Annotated in this window: 16 protein-coding genes and 2 pseudogenes; 11 read left to right on the top strand and 7 right to left on the bottom strand. The window is 57.7% G+C overall.

What is annotated here, in order from left to right; translation table 11 throughout:
- Window positions 1–6: 6 nt before the first annotated feature.
- The 3 genes from LN050_09525 to LN050_09515 are packed head-to-tail and all read right to left on the bottom strand — an operon-like array spanning window position 7 to window position 2914.
- Window positions 7–1323, bottom strand: a complete 1317-nt coding sequence (locus tag LN050_09525; protein UFS55988.1) for an FIST C-terminal domain-containing protein — start codon at window positions 1321–1323, stop codon at window positions 7–9.
- A gap of 5 nt (window positions 1324–1328) precedes the next feature.
- The gene (locus LN050_09520) at window positions 1329–2069 is read right to left on the bottom strand and encodes a hypothetical protein (protein ID UFS55987.1); all 741 of its coding nucleotides are present in this window, start codon (window positions 2067–2069) and stop codon (window positions 1329–1331) included.
- Window positions 2066–2914 carry an enoyl-CoA hydratase/isomerase family protein gene (locus tag LN050_09515; protein ID UFS55986.1) on the bottom strand — a complete coding sequence of 283 codons (849 nt, stop codon included), beginning with the start codon at window positions 2912–2914 and terminating at the stop codon, window positions 2066–2068. The genes LN050_09520 and LN050_09515 overlap by 4 nt, the downstream gene beginning before the upstream one ends.
- A gap of 122 nt (window positions 2915–3036) precedes the next feature.
- Between LN050_09515 and LN050_09510 the strand changes: the two genes are divergently transcribed.
- Window positions 3037–4203: a YbfB/YjiJ family MFS transporter gene (locus LN050_09510; GenBank protein UFS55985.1), complete on the top strand. Its 1167-nt coding sequence runs from the start codon at window positions 3037–3039 to the stop codon at window positions 4201–4203.
- Window positions 4200–4631, top strand: coding sequence for a VOC family protein (locus LN050_09505; GenBank protein ID UFS55984.1), 432 nt, complete (start codon window positions 4200–4202; stop codon window positions 4629–4631). Before LN050_09510 ends, LN050_09505 begins: the two co-directional genes overlap by 4 nt.
- Here LN050_09505 and LN050_09500 read toward each other — a convergent pair.
- A pseudogene (locus LN050_09500) lies at window positions 4628–5646 on the bottom strand (fumarylacetoacetate hydrolase family protein). The gene LN050_09505 and the pseudogene LN050_09500 overlap by 4 nt on opposite strands.
- Before the next feature lie 142 nt (window positions 5647–5788).
- On the opposite strand from LN050_09500, the gene LN050_09495 reads away from it, so the two are divergent.
- The 4 genes from LN050_09495 to LN050_09480 all read left to right on the top strand — a co-directional run bounded on the left by LN050_09495 (window position 5789) and on the right by LN050_09480 (window position 8655).
- Window positions 5789–6634, top strand: coding sequence for an IclR family transcriptional regulator (locus tag LN050_09495; protein UFS55983.1), 846 nt, complete (start codon window positions 5789–5791; stop codon window positions 6632–6634).
- Window positions 6631–7422, top strand: a complete 792-nt coding sequence (locus LN050_09490) for a DUF3108 domain-containing protein (GenBank protein ID UFS55982.1) — start codon at window positions 6631–6633, stop codon at window positions 7420–7422. Before LN050_09495 ends, LN050_09490 begins: the two co-directional genes overlap by 4 nt.
- Window positions 7423–7529: 107 nt before the next feature.
- A complete protein-coding gene (locus LN050_09485) occupies window positions 7530–7844 on the top strand; it encodes a DUF3567 domain-containing protein (protein ID UFS55981.1) in 315 nt (104 codons plus the stop codon).
- The gene (locus LN050_09480; protein UFS55980.1) at window positions 7807–8655 is read left to right on the top strand and encodes a ChaN family lipoprotein; all 849 of its coding nucleotides are present in this window, start codon (window positions 7807–7809) and stop codon (window positions 8653–8655) included. The genes LN050_09485 and LN050_09480 overlap by 38 nt, the downstream gene beginning before the upstream one ends.
- Before the next feature lie 6 nt (window positions 8656–8661).
- Here LN050_09480 and LN050_09475 read toward each other — a convergent pair whose 3' ends face one another.
- Both LN050_09475 and LN050_09470 read right to left on the bottom strand, forming a co-directional pair.
- Complete coding sequence (locus LN050_09475) at window positions 8662–9132, bottom strand: isoprenylcysteine carboxylmethyltransferase family protein (protein ID UFS55979.1); 471 nt, start codon at window positions 9130–9132, stop codon at window positions 8662–8664.
- Window positions 9133–9136: 4 nt separating this feature from the next.
- Window positions 9137–10368 (bottom strand): annotated as a pseudogene (locus tag LN050_09470) (aminotransferase class III-fold pyridoxal phosphate-dependent enzyme).
- 255 nt (window positions 10369–10623) lie between these two features.
- On the opposite strand from LN050_09470, the gene purU reads away from it, so the two are divergent.
- The 5 genes from purU to LN050_09445 all read left to right on the top strand — a co-directional run bounded on the left by purU (window position 10624) and on the right by LN050_09445 (window position 15136).
- Entirely contained in the window at window positions 10624–11469 is an 846-nt protein-coding gene (purU, locus tag LN050_09465) for a formyltetrahydrofolate deformylase (GenBank protein ID UFS55978.1), read from the top strand.
- The gene (locus LN050_09460; protein UFS55977.1) at window positions 11466–12335 is read left to right on the top strand and encodes a LysR substrate-binding domain-containing protein; all 870 of its coding nucleotides are present in this window, start codon (window positions 11466–11468) and stop codon (window positions 12333–12335) included. The genes purU and LN050_09460 overlap by 4 nt, the downstream gene beginning before the upstream one ends.
- 113 nt (window positions 12336–12448) lie before the next feature.
- Window positions 12449–13951, top strand: a complete 1503-nt coding sequence (locus tag LN050_09455; GenBank protein UFS55976.1) for an FAD-binding protein — start codon at window positions 12449–12451, stop codon at window positions 13949–13951.
- A gap of 64 nt (window positions 13952–14015) precedes the next feature.
- Entirely contained in the window at window positions 14016–14411 is a 396-nt protein-coding gene (locus tag LN050_09450) for a CidA/LrgA family protein (GenBank protein UFS55975.1), read from the top strand.
- Window positions 14408–15136 carry an LrgB family protein gene (locus tag LN050_09445; protein ID UFS55974.1) on the top strand — a complete coding sequence of 243 codons (729 nt, stop codon included), beginning with the start codon at window positions 14408–14410 and terminating at the stop codon, window positions 15134–15136. Before LN050_09450 ends, LN050_09445 begins: the two co-directional genes overlap by 4 nt.
- A 33-nt stretch (window positions 15137–15169) precedes the next feature.
- Here LN050_09445 and LN050_09440 read toward each other — a convergent pair whose 3' ends face one another.
- Window positions 15170–16699, bottom strand: a complete 1530-nt coding sequence (locus LN050_09440; protein ID UFS55973.1) for an alanine:cation symporter family protein — start codon at window positions 16697–16699, stop codon at window positions 15170–15172.
- Window positions 16700–16750 lie beyond the last annotated feature (51 nt).

Genomic DNA, 16750 nt, shown 5'->3' with positions numbered 1-16750 from the left:
CGCCCGTTAGCCAAACACCATCAACACACCGCTGTAACTCAGTATGTGTTGATGGGCAATTTCACCACCCGCAAAAAAGCCAACCACGGGCACGTCACCCAAGGCGTGTTGCACGATTTTCATCTCTGCATGCGGGCCACCAAAGTGCTCGCCACCTCGGCCCAGACAAGAGATGTAGATAGCACCACGCACATGTGCAGACTGGAACGCGCTGGCATCCGCCAATGCATATGGCCCAGTCGTTGCTGTCAAGGCTGCGCTTTCCACCTCTTCGCGAATATCGGCGCACACGCGGGTTAAATCGGCTCTGGCAGCTTGCACGTGGCGCTCGCAAAACTGCAACTCGTCGCCCACCAACACTTGATCGGCGACCACCACTCCTTTGCGAGCCACATCCAAGCCCACGATATGGCGCACCCGCGTTTGAGCACCAAACAAGCCTGCGCGCTTGGCCATCGTGCTTTGCACGCGCTCGGCTTGCACCAAGTCGCCATTACCCACCCATTGCGCCGACTCAAGTCCGACCAGGGTGTGGCGCAACATGGCCACCAATTGCTCACGGTCTGTACCGTCTATGCGCAAGGCACGCAGCAACACATCCATGGCAGGCTCATCGTCTAAAGACAGCACCACGCGCCCGTCCACTGACGTCACGGCATGCGCTGAATCAATGGGGCGACAACCTTGCGTCACACGGCTTCTAACAGCCACATCCGGGCCAAACAACAGGCCACTCAAGCCGCCCGATAACATGCCTCCACGCGAGGTGTGCCCCACGGCCGCCGCATCTTCGTAGGCAAACTGCACCGCATCAAACCGACTGGATGCCAAGCCGCCAAACACCACATTGTGTGTGGTGCGCTGCGCCAGCTCTTGGACCAGGTCAGCCAAGTCGGGGGCAGCGCCATCGGCATGCAACAACGCACTACAGGCAGACCAGCCCCAATGGCTGCGTCCACTGGCGGTCAAAGGCGACAAGCCACTAAACACCTCGACTTGATCGGGTGGCAAGTCACACAACATGATGCTCAGCGCAGGCTCGTCCATGTACTCCACGCCTGTGCCCACCACACCAATACCTACAGTTCCCACCCAACGCAATACATCTGGGAAGGCCTCAGCCAGGGTTCGCAACAAAGCTTGCCCATGTTGGGCGTAATGGTCTGTGATGTAAACCAGCCCGACCGCGATTTGTTCACCGTGCAGCAAGGCATGCTGCTGCGTGCCCAGCTGCGCACGCAACTGCGCCACCACCAATGCACAGGCCATAGGCCACTGCGGATGGGTGGCGTGCGCGTGCGCAAAAGTGCTGCGCGTGCTCATAAGACCTAAGCCCGACGCTTGGTAGCAGCTGTTCGTGCGCTGGCCTTTTTGGCGACTGGGCGCTTGGCAGGGCCGCGTTTGGCAGGTGCTGCTTTTGTAGCCGCCGCTTTTTTGGTGGCAGGCTTCTTGGCGACGGGTTTGGCCGATTTGCTGGTCGCCTGAGCCATGGCATTGGCCTGCGCTGCAGCCTTTGAAATATCTTGCATGGCGCTGGCCGCAATGTCTTGAAACTGCTGGCTCACCGATGCCCACCACTGCGTGGGATCTACGGCTTCTTTGCTCTTGTCACCGGTGGCGCCAGTCGCCGTGCCCTCTGTTGTGTCTTCTGTTGCATCAGCGGTATCAGCTGTATGGCTTGACTTTGGCTGAGACTTGGACTGCGCAGTGGCGTGAGTCTTTGTGCCACCGGTTTGCCAGGCTGACCACAGATCAGCCGGATTCACATGCATGGCCTTGGCCACCTCGTCCATGCCCACGTCCATGTTTTTAAGCGTTGACAGCGTCATTTTTTGCACCTCTAGCGCTTGTATGGTGGCGCTTAGCGCTCTGGCATTTTGCTCTAGCCAAAACAGCACAGATTGGAGCTCTTTAATGCGTTTGTCCAACTCTTCCACATCAAAGGTGGGGGCTACCCACGCCATGCCGGGTATAGCCGCGTTAGGTGACGCAGCACTGGCTTGCCGCCCCAGGTTTTTAATAAAGTCAAAGCCGGGCACAAATGCAGTAAATCCGGTGGCATCGTTCATGACTGTTTCCTAGTGGTTGAGGTCGTGTTGTATTCAAAATTGGGCGCGCGCCGCTCACGCAACGATGCCACACCCTCTTGCACGTCTGGGCCGCCAAAGCCCATAAACTCCAGCGCCAAGCTGGTGTCAAACGTTGGCCCAGCCTGACGCAGCCAGTTGTTAAGCGCATACTTGGTCAGCCGTATCGCTGTGGTGCTGCCCCGTGCCAGGCGCTGCGCCACCTCGTAGGCTTTGTCCAGCAACGCTTCCTTAGGCACAGTCAGAGACACCAAGCCAATGCGCTCAGCCTCTTGGCCACTAATGGGCTCACACAACAACAAATAGTATTTGGCCTTGGCCATGCTGCACAGCAGCGGCCACACAATGGCGGCGTGGTCGCCGGCGGCCACGCCCAGACGCGTATGTCCGTCCACAATTTTGGCGTCGGTTGCGGCTATGGAAATATCCGCCAACAAACCGGCTACCAAGCCCGCGCCCACTGCGGGCCCATGCATGGCGCTGACGATAGGCTTGTCGCAATTGATGATGTTGTAGACCAAGTCACGCGCCTCGGCCCATACGCGCGTGCGCACCTCAAAGTCATTGGCCATGTCTTGCACCAAATCAAGGTCGCCACCGCCTGAAAACCCCATGCCGCTGCCGCGCAGCACCACCGCTTTAACCGCAGCATCTTTGCCCACATCGCGCCATATTTCGCTGAGCTCCCAGTGGCCAGCATGGCCGGCTGTTGGCAGCTTACCGTTGCCGCCTGGACCGTCGCAACGCATCTCTATGTCCAAGACGCCATGCTCGCGACGAGTGATGTTCAGTGTTTGGTAACGGCTGTAGTCCAAGGGGTACCTCATATGGTTTCTCGTGTCCAATCTTTATACCAGCGCTTTGTCACGCGTGTTGCAGCAAATTGCACCGCCCAGCCTTTTTGCATTCGCGGTGAGCGTATGCTCGGCGTATGAGCCTCCCCCCCACTTTGAAACCTTGGCAAGTTTGGCTAGGCGGCGCAGCGTCGCTCATTTTGTGCCTGGGCTTGGCGCGCTTCGCTTACACCACCATGTTGCCCGTGATGCAACTCAACGCCGGCCTGTCTGTGGCCGGTGGCGGTTGGCTGGCCAGCGTGAACTACTTGGGCTACATGAGTGGCGCTTTGTTGGTGGCCTATATAGATGGGCCACAACTGCGCCGCCAGTCGTACCGTTGGGGATTGTGGCTGGGCGTGTTGGGCACCGTTGGCATGGCCTGGTCTGACAACATGGTGTGGTGGGCCTTCATTCGCTACTTGGGCGGTTTGTCTGGCGCAGCGGCCATGTTGATGGGCACCGGCCTCATTATGAACTGGCTCACCCGTAGCGCCAAACGCGCCGAACTGGGCGCACACTTTATGGGTATTGGTTTTGGCATTGTGGTCTCGGCCCTTGCCGCCGCCACTTTTGCGGCATGGGCCTTAAGCTGGCAAATGCGCTGGTGGGGCTTTGGCCTGTTGGCGCTGGCTTGCGCGCTGGTGGCGTGGCACTGGTGCCCGCCGGCACCTGATGCGCCCAGTGCGCAAACCGCCTCAAGCCAGTCAGTCGCCCAGCCTTGGTTGTGGCCCATGGTGGCGGCGTATTTTTGCGCCGGCGTCGGCTTCACCATCAGCGCCACGTTTACGGTGGTGGTGGTTGAAGCGGTGCCTGCTTTGGCTGACCAGGGCTATTTGGCTTGGCTGCTGGTAGGCCTGGCTGCCATACCAACCGTTTATTTATGGGACCGCGTGGCGCGCTTGCTGGGCGAGCTAAAGGCCCTGGCGCTGGCTTACTGCCTGCAAATACTAAGCGTGGTGTTGCCCGCAGCCAGCGCCAGCGCATGGGCAGGTTTAAGTGGTGCGGTACTTTACGGCGCGACGTTTTTAGGTATCGTCAGCATGACGCTGGCATTTGCGGGCAGGCGCTCGCCGCACAACCCAGGCAAAGCCATGGCCAAACTCACCTTGAGCTATGGCGCCGCACAAATACTTGCGCCTATATTGGCAGCCTATGCCGCCGCCACGACTGGCAACTACAACGCAGCGCTATGGGTCACAGCAGCGCTACTGCTGGTGGGCGCTGTTATCTTGCTCAAACTCAACGCCAGCGGCAAAGCCTCAACAGACACAGCCACATGACCGCAGAAAACCAATCAATTGCCCTGTTTCACCTCGCCTTTAACGTGCGTGACTTAGACATCGCACGCCAGTTTTACGGCACCACCCTGGGCTGCACGGAAGGGCGCAGCAGCGAGACCTGGGTAGACTTTTCGTTGTTCAATCACCAACTGTCGTTACACATTGGGGAGCCCTTTGCGACAGCCAACACGGGGCGTGTAGGCGAACACCTGGTACCCATGCCGCATTTTGGCCTGGTGCTGCCACTGCCGCAGTGGCAAGCCATGCGCCAGCGGCTAGAAGCAGCCCACATAGGCTTTGTACTAAAGCCCCATTGCCGCTTTGCCGGGCTGCCAGGCGAACAATGGACCATGTTTTTTAAGGACCCTTTTGGCAACCCCATAGAGATCAAGGGGTTTGCCGATATGGCGCAGGTGTTCGCGGGCTAATCAGCGCTGACTTGATCAGCAGCGGCTACTGCTGGGTGTAGCGACACCACCGTTTGGTCTATGGCGCCAAACAGGCCCGCGCCGTCTTTGCCCTTCATCTCAATGCGTATGCGGTCGCCGAATCGCATGAAATTGGTGGTGGCTGTGCCCCCCTCAATGATTTCTATACAGCGCTTCTCGGCAATACAGCTGTAGCCTTTGGCCCAGTCTTTGTTGCTCACGGTGCCGCTACCAATGACGCTACCGGCTCGCACGCGGCGTGTTTTGCACAGGTGGGCAATCAGCTGGCCAAAGTGAAAGGTCATCTCCGGGCCTGCATCACACATGCCCACTTTGCGCCCGTTCCAGGTGCTTTGCAGCACGCCGTGCACGCGCCCGCCTTGCCACATGTCTCCCAGCTCATCGAGGGTGACCGCCACTGGGCTAAACGCGGTGGCGGCTTGCTTTGCACAAAGCCAAAGCCCTTGGCCAACTCGTCTGGGATGAGGTTGCGCAGGCTCACATCGTTGGCCAGCATGACCAAGCGTATACCGTCTAGGGCTTGGTCTGGTGTGACTTGCATGGCCACGTCCCCTGTGACCACACAAATTTCCGCCTCAAAGTCAATGCCATAGGCCTCGTCTGCCACCACCACATCGTCGGTTGGCCCCACAAAGTCATCGCTGCCACCTTGATACATCAAAGGGTCTGTGTAAAAGCTGGCAGGCACTTCAGCGTTGCGCGCTTTACGCACCAACTCGACGTGGTTGATGTAAGCCGAGCCATCAGCCCACTGGTGGGCGCGCGGCAGTGGTGCCATACACATGGCGGGGTCAAACGGAAACATGTGGCGCGCTTTGCCTTGGTTGACACTCACATACAAGTCTTCAAGCTGCGGCGCAATAAATGCCCAGTCATCCAAGGCTTGCTGCATGGTGTTGACAATGCCGGTTGCATAATGGGCTTGTGACAAATCACGTGATACAACAACCAGCTGGCCGTCGCGTGAGCCGTCTTTGTAAGTGGCAAGTTTCATGCGTATGTACTCCTAAACCGGTGCCACAATTGCGCATCCGGGCTACGGCTTTGTATGGGTCAATTGACGATAGGTATGAATTTACGATTAGTAAAACTCGTTTACCAATATAGAATTCCATTCTACCGCTTTACACCCAATTATGGCTACTGCAACAGCACCAACATCACCACCACGGTCCAATGATCCACGCGCTGGCATTCAGTCTGTAGAAGTGGGTTTTGCGCTGCTGCTGGCGTTGTCTACAAGCCACCAGGCCATGATGCTGCGCGACCTGGCCAACGCCGCCAACATGAGCCCAGCCAAAGCACACCGCTACCTGGTGAGTTTTCAACGCCTGGGACTGGTGGTGCAAGACGACACCACCAACCGCTATGACTTAGGCCCTGGCGCATTGCGCATGGGTTTGGCCAGCCTAAGCCGTCTGGACGCCGTGCGCCTGGCGCGCGCTGCCATGCCTGCGTGGGGCGACGCCATTGGTCACACCATGGCGCTGGCGGTGTGGGGCAACCAGGGGCCCACCATGGTGCACTGGCAAGAGGCCAGCAAAACGGTGTCGGTGAACTTGCGCTTGGGTGATGTGATGCCGCTGCTCAGCTCAGCAACTGGGCGTTGCTTTATCAGCTTTATGTCCAACGCCAAAACGCCCAGCAACCCGGACCAGCAACTGATGCACAACATGCTAGAGCGCGAGCTGGCGCTTGAGAAAAAACACCCACGCAACGGCGTGCCACACACGCAAGCGCTGTTAAAGGCACTGCGCATGGAAACCCGCGAACAAGGCTTGGCTCGCGTGGTGGACTCTTTAATTCCGGGGGTGGCGGGCTTTTGCGCCCCCGTGTTTGATGCTCAAGGCCATATGGTGCTGGGCATTGTGGCGCTTGGTGGTGCAGGCAGCTTAGACAGCAGCTGGGACGGCTCAGTGGCCAGCACCTTGCGCCAAGCCGCCGCGCAACTCAGCTACGACCTGGGCTGGCAATCCGCATGAACAACAGTCGGCGCAACCACATCAAGCTGGCGGGTTCAAGTGCGCTACTTGGAGCAGTGGCCAGCAACGCGAGGTGGCTAAAGCCCTTGGGCGCGCTGCTGGGCACATGGCCTTTGAGCCACGCCGCGCACGCAAATAACGCGCCAAACCTGCTGCTGCCCAGCACGGCCTTGGTGTACGACCTGACCGGCGTGCAAAAAGGTCTGCGCTACAACGCTACTGCCACACTGCGTTGGCAGCGCAACAACAGCAGTTATGTGGCTGCGCTGTCTGCGCGCATTTTGGTGGTGTTCAAGCGCAACCAGACCAGCCAGGGGCGCATTGTGGATCAGACCTTGCAACCCAGCTTGTTTGTGGACCAAGGCAAGCGCATTCGGCAAGCCAACTTCAACGCCCATGAGCGGCGCATCGACTACACCGAAAGCGGCCCAGCGCCGTATACCCCTGACACACAAGACCGCTTGAGTATTTACTTCACGCTGCCCGCGCTCATGGCGCAGGCACGCCAACGCCAGCGCAACACCTTCTCTGTGCCCGTGTCCAGTGCCAACAGCCTGACCCAGTGGGACTTCAATATGGGTCCGCGCGAAGTCATTGATACGCCCATGGGACAATGGTCCGCGCAAACGTTGTCACGCGTGCGCCAAACCGCAGACGACACCAGCGCCACGCTCTGGTATGGCGGCGCCGATGAGTTGCTGCCGCTGCGTATTCGCCTGGAAGACAGCGACGGCACTTGGCTGGAGCAAAACCTGCGTAGTCACACGCGCATTGACGACTTGGCTTGACATATTCTGCAATATCCCCATATTTACAACACGCAATGTGCGGGTCAACCCAATAGGCCTTCCATTTAAGACTATATTGAAGCCATGAGAACCACAGGACATTCAGAATGAACATGTTGTACGACTCGGATACGTTCTCGGTGCTGCACGTTTTGGCCAACGAAGGCCAGGCCATTGATGCTGCGGGCACGCCAACCCAAACCGCTGAACAGACAACGCCCACTGCGCCACAAATGCCGCGGCTAGGCTTTGAAATTGTAGACAAGCGCAACGGCAAAGAGCTGTACCTGGACGGCTCTTGGGCAGAGTTTTTTCAAATCAAAATCAACGACTGGCAGCGCAACACACCAACTCAAGAAGAGGTGGAAAGCTTGTTAGACGGCTATGCCACATTGGCGCAAACACCACTGGTTGTTCATTAAAGAAGCGGCGCGACATGCCGCCGCTGCGCTGTTACTGAGCGCATTGGTTGGTTGCGCCAGTATGGCGCAGCCACCAACCGCGCTCAACGCGGCACAAGCCAGCACACTGGATGCGCTCAACACCAGCGCACTGCTGCTAGGCGAGCAACACGACGCAGTGCAGCACCAGCAACTGCATGCCTCTGTCATTTCGCACCTGGTAAGCCAGCAACGCTTGGCCGCCGTGGTAATCGAGATGGCCGATAGCCAGGGACAGACCACAGCCCTGGACAGTGATGCGTCAGAACAGGCGGTACAAGATGCGCTGGCCTGGAGCGAGCAAGCTTGGCCATGGCAGCAATACGGCCCAGCCATCATGCAAGCGGTGCGTGCCCACGTGCCAGTGGTAGGCGGCAACCTGGACAACACGGAGCTGCGCGCCAGCATGCAAGACACCGCACTGCAACAAGCTGTATCGACTGACGTGTGGGCCCATCACATTGGCGCAGTAGACCGCGGCCATTGCGGCCTGATACCCGCCAGCCAATTACCCCCCATGGCACGGGTGCAAATCGCGCGTGACCAGCGCATGGCGCAAACCATTGAGCGCGCTCTGGTACCCGGCAAAGTGGTGGTGCTTCTGACTGGTAGCGCACACGCCGATAAACAAGTGGGTGTGGCGCAGCATTTGTCCAGCTCAGTGACCTCTATTGCGTTTGTGGCGGGCGAGCCCAATGCTGGGCTTGACGGCGCCTTTGATGCCATATGGCAAACGCCGGCCTTGCCACCCACAGACTATTGCGCAGAACTCAAAGCACGCTTTAAACGCTGAGCTTGGCTACAGCCAGCGCCTTACCCGCGCACAATATTGCGCATACAAATCGCCAAACGCGGCTGCCAAAGCCTGCTCTTCTGCACGTATTTGCATCACGCTGATATAAACCACAAAAAAGGGCAGCACCAGCAACGCCGCCGCACTGTGAAGCCAACTGGCCCACGCCACCAGCACCACCACATCGGCCACATAAATGGGGTTGCGGCTGTAGGCAAACACGCTGTGCTGTACCAAGGCACTGGCACGTTCAGGCATCACGGGGTTGGGAGTGGTGCGCAAGCCTCGCATGGTCCACAGCGCCGTAGCCATTAGCACCAGCGCCAACAGCCACAACACCACCGCCACCATGTGCTGCCAGCCCCAAGCACTGGGCACCAACGCCAGGCGCGCCCAAGTTGGCAAGCCAGCCACACCCCACATGGCCCACGCACTGAGCAGTGTGACCACAGGCGGTGGAACAAGCGTGGTGCGCATGGCCTTAACTGTGCTTTCGAATGGCTGCAGCCAGTGTGCTCACCATTTGATCAATGTGTGATGGCTCCACGATAAAGGGTGGCGCAAACACCAAGTTGTCACCCGCTGGACGCACCATCACACCATTGTGGTAACACTCTAAAAAGATGTCGTAAGAGCGCTTGCCGGGTGAACCTGCAATGCCCTTGACCTCGACGGCAGCGGCCAACCCCAAGCTGCGAATGCCAACCACGTTGGGCAAGTCTTTCATGGCCGCGTGCATGGCGTCACCCAGCACCTTGCCCATCTCGCCAGCACGTGCAAAGAGGTTTTCTTCGCGGTACAGGTCAAGCGTGGCCAGCGCTGCGGCGCAAGCCACGGGGTGACCCGAGTAGGTGTAGCCGTGCAAAAACTCAATCACATGCTCAGGGCCATTCATCATGGCGTTGTACATGTGATCGCGCGCCACCACCCCGCCCATTGGAAACACACCATTGGTGACGCACTTGGCAAAGTTCAGCATGTCGGGCACCACACCAAAGTAATCTGCGGCAAACGGTGTGCCCAAGCGGCCAAAGCCAGTAATGACCTCGTCAAATATCAGCAAGATACCGTGCTTGTCGCAAATCTCGCGCAGCCGCTTCAAGTAACCTTGTGGCGGTATGTACCAACCAGCGCTGCCTGCGACCGGCTCTACGATGATGGCCGCCACGTTGCTGGGGTCGTGCAAGGGCAAGATGCGGTTTTCCAGATCGGCCAGTGCGTCCATTTCCCACACCGGCTCAACGTTGTGCACAAAGGCATGGTTGACGGGGTCATGAATAAACGCCATGTGGTCAACCCGCGGCAACAGGGCAGCGCCAAACACTTTGCGGTTGGCCGGAATACCGCCTACGCTGATACCGCCAAAACCCACGCCGTGGTAACCACGCTCGCGACCAATAAACACGGTGCGGTGTGACCCTCGCCTTTGGCGCGGTGATAGGCCAAAGCCATCTTCATGGAGGTGTCTGCAGCCTCAGAACCCGAGTTGCAAAAGAACACTTTGTTCAAGTCGCCGGGCGCCAAGTCAGCAATGGCTTTGGCGGCCAAAAAAGCCTTGTCGTTAGACGCCTGAAAGGCGGTGGAATAGTCCAGGGTATCGAGCTGCGCCTTGATGGCGTTGGCGATGGAGTCGCGGCCATGTCCTGCAGCCACGCACCACAGGCTTGACACGCCGTCAAGCACTTGCTTGCCGTCGTAAGTGGTGAAGTGCATGCCTTTGGCGGCCACCAACACACGCGGATCTTTTTTAAAATGGCGATTAGGCGTGAAGGGCAACCACTGGCTGTCCATATTGAAATCAATAGCACCCATGACATATCTCCTGGTCGAGAGTAATTGCTTGTAAAACCAGGTAATTCTGACAGTAATTACGTACCAAAACCGTCACCCACACGTCAGTTTGAGCCTGTTTTGCAGCGTGCATCAAGTCGTACTGCACAATGCACACTTGCATGAAAATAATCCCCTATGAACCCCACCTACATATTGACGCTGTCCTGTCCTGACCGATTGGGCTTGGTGCACGCCGTTTCTGGCTTTTTGTTGTCACAGCGCGGCAACATCGAAGAAGCCAACCAATTCAATGACCATGACACCGGTCTGTTTTTTATGCGCGTGCAGTTTGCGCTGGAAGCGCCTATAGACGACTTGCGCAGCGCTTGGGCTTCTTTTGCCACAGACTTTGACATGCAATGGAGCTTGCACGACGCGGCCCAAGCCATGCCCACCGTGCTGATGGTCAGCCAGCAAGGCCATTGCCTCAACGACTTGTTGTTCAGGTGGCAAAGCGGGGTGCTGCCCATAGACATACGCGCCATCATCAGCAACCACCGCGACTTTTACCAACTCGCGGCCAGCTACAACGTACCGTTTCACCACATACCCGTGAACGCTGACTCCAAAGCGCAGGCCGAAGCCAAGGCCTTAGAGGTCGTACAGGCGCAGGGTGCCGAGCTGGTGGTGCTCGCACGCTACATGCAAATTTTGAGCGACGACATGTGCCAAGCACTCAGCGGCAAAGCAATCAATATTCACCACAGCTTTTTGCCCAGCTTTAAAGGCGCAAAGCCCTATTACAAGGCGTTTGACCGCGGCGTAAAACTGATTGGCGCAACCGCACACTACGTCACAGCAGATCTGGACGAGGGCCCCATCATTGAGCAGGACGTAGCCCGCGTTGACCACAGCCAAACCGTAGAAGACTTAACCGCCATTGGCCGCGATACCGAAAGTCAAGTACTGGCACGCGCTGTGAAGTGGCATAGCGAGCACCGGGTCATCGTCAACGGCCACCGCACCGTTATTTTTAAATGACCGCACGCATACCGCCCATACAGTGCCTACTGACTTTTGAGGCATTGGCTCGTTTGCGCAGCGTAACGCTGGCGGCCGAAGAGCTGTTCGTCACACCCAGCGCGGTGAGTCACCGCGTCAAGCAGTTAGAGCAAATCATTGGCGTGAAACTGTTTGGTCGGGCTGATTTCTCACTGACCACCGAGGGTATTGAATATTTGGCCCATGTGCGTGAAGGCCTCAATATTTTGGGGCGATTCCCCAGCCAAAGCACACAAGCTGGGCGTCGCAAGCTGCGCTTGGCCATCACGCCTACGTTTGCCCGCTCTATGTTGATGCCACGCATTCGCCAGTTTATTGACGCCTACCCGGAAATTGATCTCACACTGCAAGTGTCCATACCGCTGCTTGACGTGGTGGCAGAAGACGCAGACTTGACCATTCGCTTTGGCACAGGGCGCTACGCAGACGTTGAGCACGAATGCATTTTGAAAGACGACGTCACTGTATTGGCCTCGCCGGCCTATGTGCGCGAACACGGCCCATTTGAGACACCACAAGACCTGGAGCACGCCAAGCTGCTGCGCTCGCCACTTGAGCCTTGGCGCACCTGGCTGGCCGCCGTTGACCTTGATTGGCCAGAGCCCACAGAAGGTTCATCGTTTAACGACATTGGCCTGATGTGCGACGCCGCCGCACAAGGCTTAGGGGTGGCGTTGGTACGCAACAAGCTTGGCTCACCCTGGCTGGACAACGGCACCTTGGTCAAGTTGTTTGAACGCGAAGTACCAAGCCCACATGCCCACTATTTGTGTTGGCGTACAGGCGCCATGGACCGGTGGGAATGCGCTACCTTCGCCCAATGGCTGAAAAGTGCTATCAGCTAACGAAATCAAACAACTTTTCCAATCTGGCTCACTTCAACTCAACTTGAAATTTCCGCAGTTCTAGGCGCAAAGTTATTCACACACAAGTCTGCGCTTTCTCCTAAACTGCATTCATGAATGCTGTAACACCCCCCGAGCAGATTTCTTCCATGGCCAGAGCCGAGCGTCAAGCGCAAGTTGTGGCCGCGCTACGCCAACACTTGCCTGAGCACGCACTGCTGTGGCAGCGTGAAGATACAGTGCCCTATGAGTGCGATGGCCTGACCGCCTACCGCGAGCGGCCCATGGTTGTGGCGCTGCCAGAGACAGAGGCGCAGGTTGGCGCCGTGCTGCGTGCCTGCTACACGCTAGACGTGCCGGTGGTGGCCAGAGGCGCTGGCACTGGCTTGTCTGGCGGCGCATTACCCCACAAAATGGGCGTTACGCTGAGCCTGGCCAAGTTCAACAAAATCAAACACATTGATGCGGTAAGCCGCACAGCCGTGGTGCAATCTGGCGTGCGCAACCTGGCGATCAGCGAGGCCGCCGCACCCCACGGCTTGTACTACGCACCTGACCCGTCTAGCCAAATTGCCTGCACCATTGGCGGCAACGTGGCCGAAAACTCTGGCGGTGTGCACTGCCTCAAGTACGGCCTGACCGTGCACAACGTGCTCAAGGTGCGCGGCTTCACCATGACTGGCGAGGCCATTACATTTGGCTCGGACGCACTGGACGCGCCCGGCTACGACTTGCTCAGCGTCTTGGTGGGCAGCGAGGGCATGCTGTCTGTCATCACAGAGGTGACCGTCAAACTGGTGCCCAGGCCGCAACTGGCGCGCTGCATCATGGCCAGCTTTGACGACGTACGCAAAGCCGGCGACGCCGTGGCACAAGTCATTGCAGCGGGCATTATTCCTGCGGGCCTGGAGATGATGGACAAACCCATGACCGCCGCCGTCGAAGACTTTGTACATGCTGGCTACGACTTGAACGCTGAAGCTATTTTGCTGTGCGAGTCAGACGGCACACCTGAAGAGGTGGCCGAAGAAATTGAGCGCATGAGCGAGGTGCTCAAGGCCGCTGGCGCATCCGCAATCACGGTGAGCAAAGACGAAGCCGAGCGCCTGCGCTTTTGGAGCGGACGCAAAAACGCCTTTCCCGCATCTGGACGTATCAGCCCGGACTACATGTGTATGGACTCCACCATTCCGCGCAAGCGCTTGGCTGACATTTTGCTGGCCATTGCCGAGATGGAGAAAAAGTACCAGCTGCGCTGCGCCAACGTGTTTCACGCAGGTGACGGCAACTTGCACCCACTGATTTTGTTTGACGCAAACGATCCCGACCAGCTACACCGCTGCGAGTTGTTTGGTGCTGACATTCTTGAGACCAGTGTGGCCATGGGCGGCACTGTGACTGGTGAACACGGTGTGGGCATTGAAAAACTCAACTCCATGTGCGTGCAGTTCACTGCAGCTGAAAACGCGCACATGCTGGCTGTTAAGGCGGCGTTTGACACAAAGGGCCTGCTCAACCCGGGCAAGGTGATACCCACGCTGCAACGCTGCGCTGAATACGGCAAGATGCTAGTGCGCGGCGGTGCCATTGCACACCCAGAGCTTGAACGCTTTTAAGCCAAACCCAACACTCTCGCCACGCGCCTTACACTGCAGCTTTGCTTAAGTAGGACAACGAGCAATGGCAGCACTACAGGGTTTGGCATGGTTACTGGGTTTGCAGGCCTTGGGTGAGCTGATTGCCAAGGGTTTTGGCCTGCCCTTTCCTGGCCCCGTCATTGGCCTGCTGCTGCTGTTGCCAGCGCTGTCTTTTGACACCGTGCAGCACAGCGTGCGCGGCGCGGCCACGTTTTTGCTCTCGCATTTGTCGTTGCTGTTTGTACCGGTAGGCGTGGGCGTGATGACCCACCTCACACTGCTGGCTGACAACGGCGTGCAACTCGCCATTGTGATTGTGACCTCCACGCTGGTGGGTTTGTCCGCCACCGCTTGGACCCTGCACAGGCTGATGCGAGGTCCGTTGTCTAAAGCTGACACGGAGCCCGCCACCTCAGAACGAGATCAGGCAACACCATGAGTGACTTTGTAGAGCTGTGGGTCTACCTATCCTCCACCCCACTGTTTGGCCTGACCGCCACACTGGTGACTTATGTATTGGCGCAAGCCTTTTACGCCCGCATGCAACACGCCCCGTGGGCCAACCCGACACTGTGGTCTGTATTGGTCATTGCGGGCGGCCTGCTGTTAACTGGCGTGGCCTATCCCACCTACTTTTCAGGTGCACAGTTCATACACTTTTTGCTAGGACCTGCTGTAGTGGCAATGGCATGGCCGCTGTGGCTGCGCCGCGCAGAGCTCAAGGCCTATTGGCTGCGTTTTGTAGCCGCAGCACTGGTAGGCGGTGCGGCAGCTGCAACAAGCGCTGTGGCTTTGGCATGGGTCTTCAACTTGCCCGCAGATGTGTTGCTGTCATTGGTGCCCAAGTCCATTACCGCGCCTGTGGCCATGGGTGTGGCTGAAAAAATAGGCGGCATTCCTGCCTTGGCCGCCGTTTTTGCTGTGCTCACTGGCATGGTCGGCTCACTCAGCGGGCGCTACTTGTTTGACGCGATGGGCCTAGGCTTTGACCGTGCAGGCTGGATGGCCAGAGGCTTTGCACTGGGCACGGCAGCACACGGCATAGGCGCAGCACGCGCTACGCAAGTGAATGCAGATGCAGGCGCTTATGCAGGCTTGGCTTTGGGACTGCAGGTGGTGTTGGGGTCACTGTTGCTGCCGCTGGTGTGGCGGGTATTTGAATAGGTTTGAGTGAGTCCCGCTTGGCGCCAGCCCACATTAACGCAACTTGCGAATCTCGCCGCTGGCCAATTTGGCCTGGTACTTCTGTAACTCACGCTTCACAACCGGCATCAAAAAGTACAAGCCAACCACGTTGGGCAATGCCATGATGAAAATCATGGCGTCAGAAAAGTCAATCACTGGGCCCAAGTTCATGCTGGCGCCAGCCACCACACAAGCCAAGAAGAAAATTTTGAACACAATACCGCTGCCAGCACCAAACAGGTAAGTCCACGCCTTGAAGCCGTAGTAGAACCAGGACAACATGGTGGAAAAAGCAAACAACACCACAGCCAAAGCCAACAGCAATGGGAACCATGAAATGGCGCTACCAAACGCTTCAGAAGTCAATGCCACACCGGACTGGCCGCTGTTCATGGCACCGGTGATGATGATGACCAAAGCCGTCATCGTACAAATCACAACGGTGTCAATAAACGGCTCTAGCAAGGCAACATAGCCTTCGGTCACGGGCTCTTTGGTCTTGACGGTTGAATGTGCAATAGCAGCAGAGCCTATACCGGCTTCGTTTGAAAAGGCAGCGCGCTTAAAGCCTTGAATCAGGGCACCCACTACACCGCCGGCTACGCCCGCGCCAGTGAAAGCGCCGTCAATGATTTGACCAAACGCCCAGCCGATTTTGTCGGCGTTGATGAGCAAAATCACCAAACCAGCCCCGACGTACAGCAGGGCCATAAATGGCACCACTTTTTCAGTAGTTTTAGCAATTGACGATGCGCCACCAATAATGACCGCGCCCACAACGGTAGCCATGACCAGGCCAAACAACCAACCCAAGCCGTTTAGGAACGAGTCGTCACCACCGGTGACGCCCAGCACCTGGCTGTAGGCTTGGTTGGCCTGAAACATGTTGCCGCCACCAATCGCACCGCCGATACAACAAATAGCGAAGACAACGGCTAGCACGCGACCCATGCCAGCGCGGCCTTGCTCTGCCAAACCTTGGCTGAGGTAATACATGGGGCCACCAGACACCGTACCGTCTGCATTCTGTTGACGGTATTTCACACCCAAAATACATTCGGTGAACTTAGAGGCCATACCTAAGAGGCCCGCCAAGATCATCCAGAACGTGGCACCAGGCCCGCCAAGCGAGACGGCAACCGCCACACCAGCAATGTTGCCCAAGCCCACAGTGCCCGACAAGGCCATGGTGAGTGCTTGGAAGTGAGAGGTCTCGCCTGGGTCTTTGCTGGGGCGCTCGCTGTAGTCGCCTTTGGTCAGCGATATGGCATGGCCAAAACCCCGAAACTGGATAAAGCCAAAGTAGATCGTAAAAATCAAACCGGCCAGAATCAACCAACCCACAATGAGCGGAAAGCTGGTGCCGCCCACAGGCACAGAGTAAAAAATAAACCCGGAAATGGCGTTTGAAACAGGTGCGACGGCAGCGTTAATCGCGTCGTCTAATGTGCTTGTTTCTTGCGCCATACCGGGTAACGCAGCCAGGGCGGTGCCGGCAGCCACAGCGGCTTGAGCACCTGCCCGCTTGAATATGCTTGTCATTAGACCCCCTCAAATTTCTCTAGCGTTCAACGTACTTCCCGCAGCCCCTTA

This window comes from Comamonadaceae bacterium M7527, from assembly GCA_021044545.1.
Lineage (GTDB): Bacteria > Pseudomonadota > Gammaproteobacteria > Burkholderiales > Burkholderiaceae_C > RS62.
Note: the sequence above shows the minus strand (reverse complement) of the source record. Positions and strands in the feature narration are given on the sequence as shown.

What these genes read in the sequence shown, in the direction of transcription:
- LN050_09475 (UFS55979.1), bottom strand. Translation starts at nt 9,132, where the DNA reads ATGCGCACCACGCTTGTTCCACCGCCTGTGGTCACACTGCTCAGTGCG.
- LN050_09485 (UFS55981.1), top strand. Translation starts at nt 7,530, where the DNA reads ATGAACATGTTGTACGACTCGGATACGTTCTCGGTGCTGCACGTTTTG.
- LN050_09520 (UFS55987.1), bottom strand. Translation starts at nt 2,069, where the DNA reads ATGAACGATGCCACCGGATTTACTGCATTTGTGCCCGGCTTTGACTTT.
- LN050_09515 (UFS55986.1), bottom strand. Translation starts at nt 2,914, where the DNA reads ATGAGGTACCCCTTGGACTACAGCCGTTACCAAACACTGAACATCACT.
- LN050_09505 (UFS55984.1), top strand. Translation starts at nt 4,200, where the DNA reads ATGACCGCAGAAAACCAATCAATTGCCCTGTTTCACCTCGCCTTTAAC.
- LN050_09445 (UFS55974.1), top strand. Translation starts at nt 14,408, where the DNA reads ATGAGTGACTTTGTAGAGCTGTGGGTCTACCTATCCTCCACCCCACTG.
- LN050_09455 (UFS55976.1), top strand. Translation starts at nt 12,449, where the DNA reads ATGAATGCTGTAACACCCCCCGAGCAGATTTCTTCCATGGCCAGAGCC.
- LN050_09495 (UFS55983.1), top strand. Translation starts at nt 5,789, where the DNA reads ATGGCTACTGCAACAGCACCAACATCACCACCACGGTCCAATGATCCA.
- LN050_09525 (UFS55988.1), bottom strand. Translation starts at nt 1,323, where the DNA reads ATGAGCACGCGCAGCACTTTTGCGCACGCGCACGCCACCCATCCGCAG.
- LN050_09490 (UFS55982.1), top strand. Translation starts at nt 6,631, where the DNA reads ATGAACAACAGTCGGCGCAACCACATCAAGCTGGCGGGTTCAAGTGCG.
- LN050_09480 (UFS55980.1), top strand. Translation starts at nt 7,807, where the DNA reads ATGCCACATTGGCGCAAACACCACTGGTTGTTCATTAAAGAAGCGGCG.
- LN050_09460 (UFS55977.1), top strand. Translation starts at nt 11,466, where the DNA reads ATGACCGCACGCATACCGCCCATACAGTGCCTACTGACTTTTGAGGCA.
- LN050_09450 (UFS55975.1), top strand. Translation starts at nt 14,016, where the DNA reads ATGGCAGCACTACAGGGTTTGGCATGGTTACTGGGTTTGCAGGCCTTG.
- LN050_09440 (UFS55973.1), bottom strand. Translation starts at nt 16,699, where the DNA reads ATGACAAGCATATTCAAGCGGGCAGGTGCTCAAGCCGCTGTGGCTGCC.
- purU (UFS55978.1), top strand. Translation starts at nt 10,624, where the DNA reads ATGAACCCCACCTACATATTGACGCTGTCCTGTCCTGACCGATTGGGC.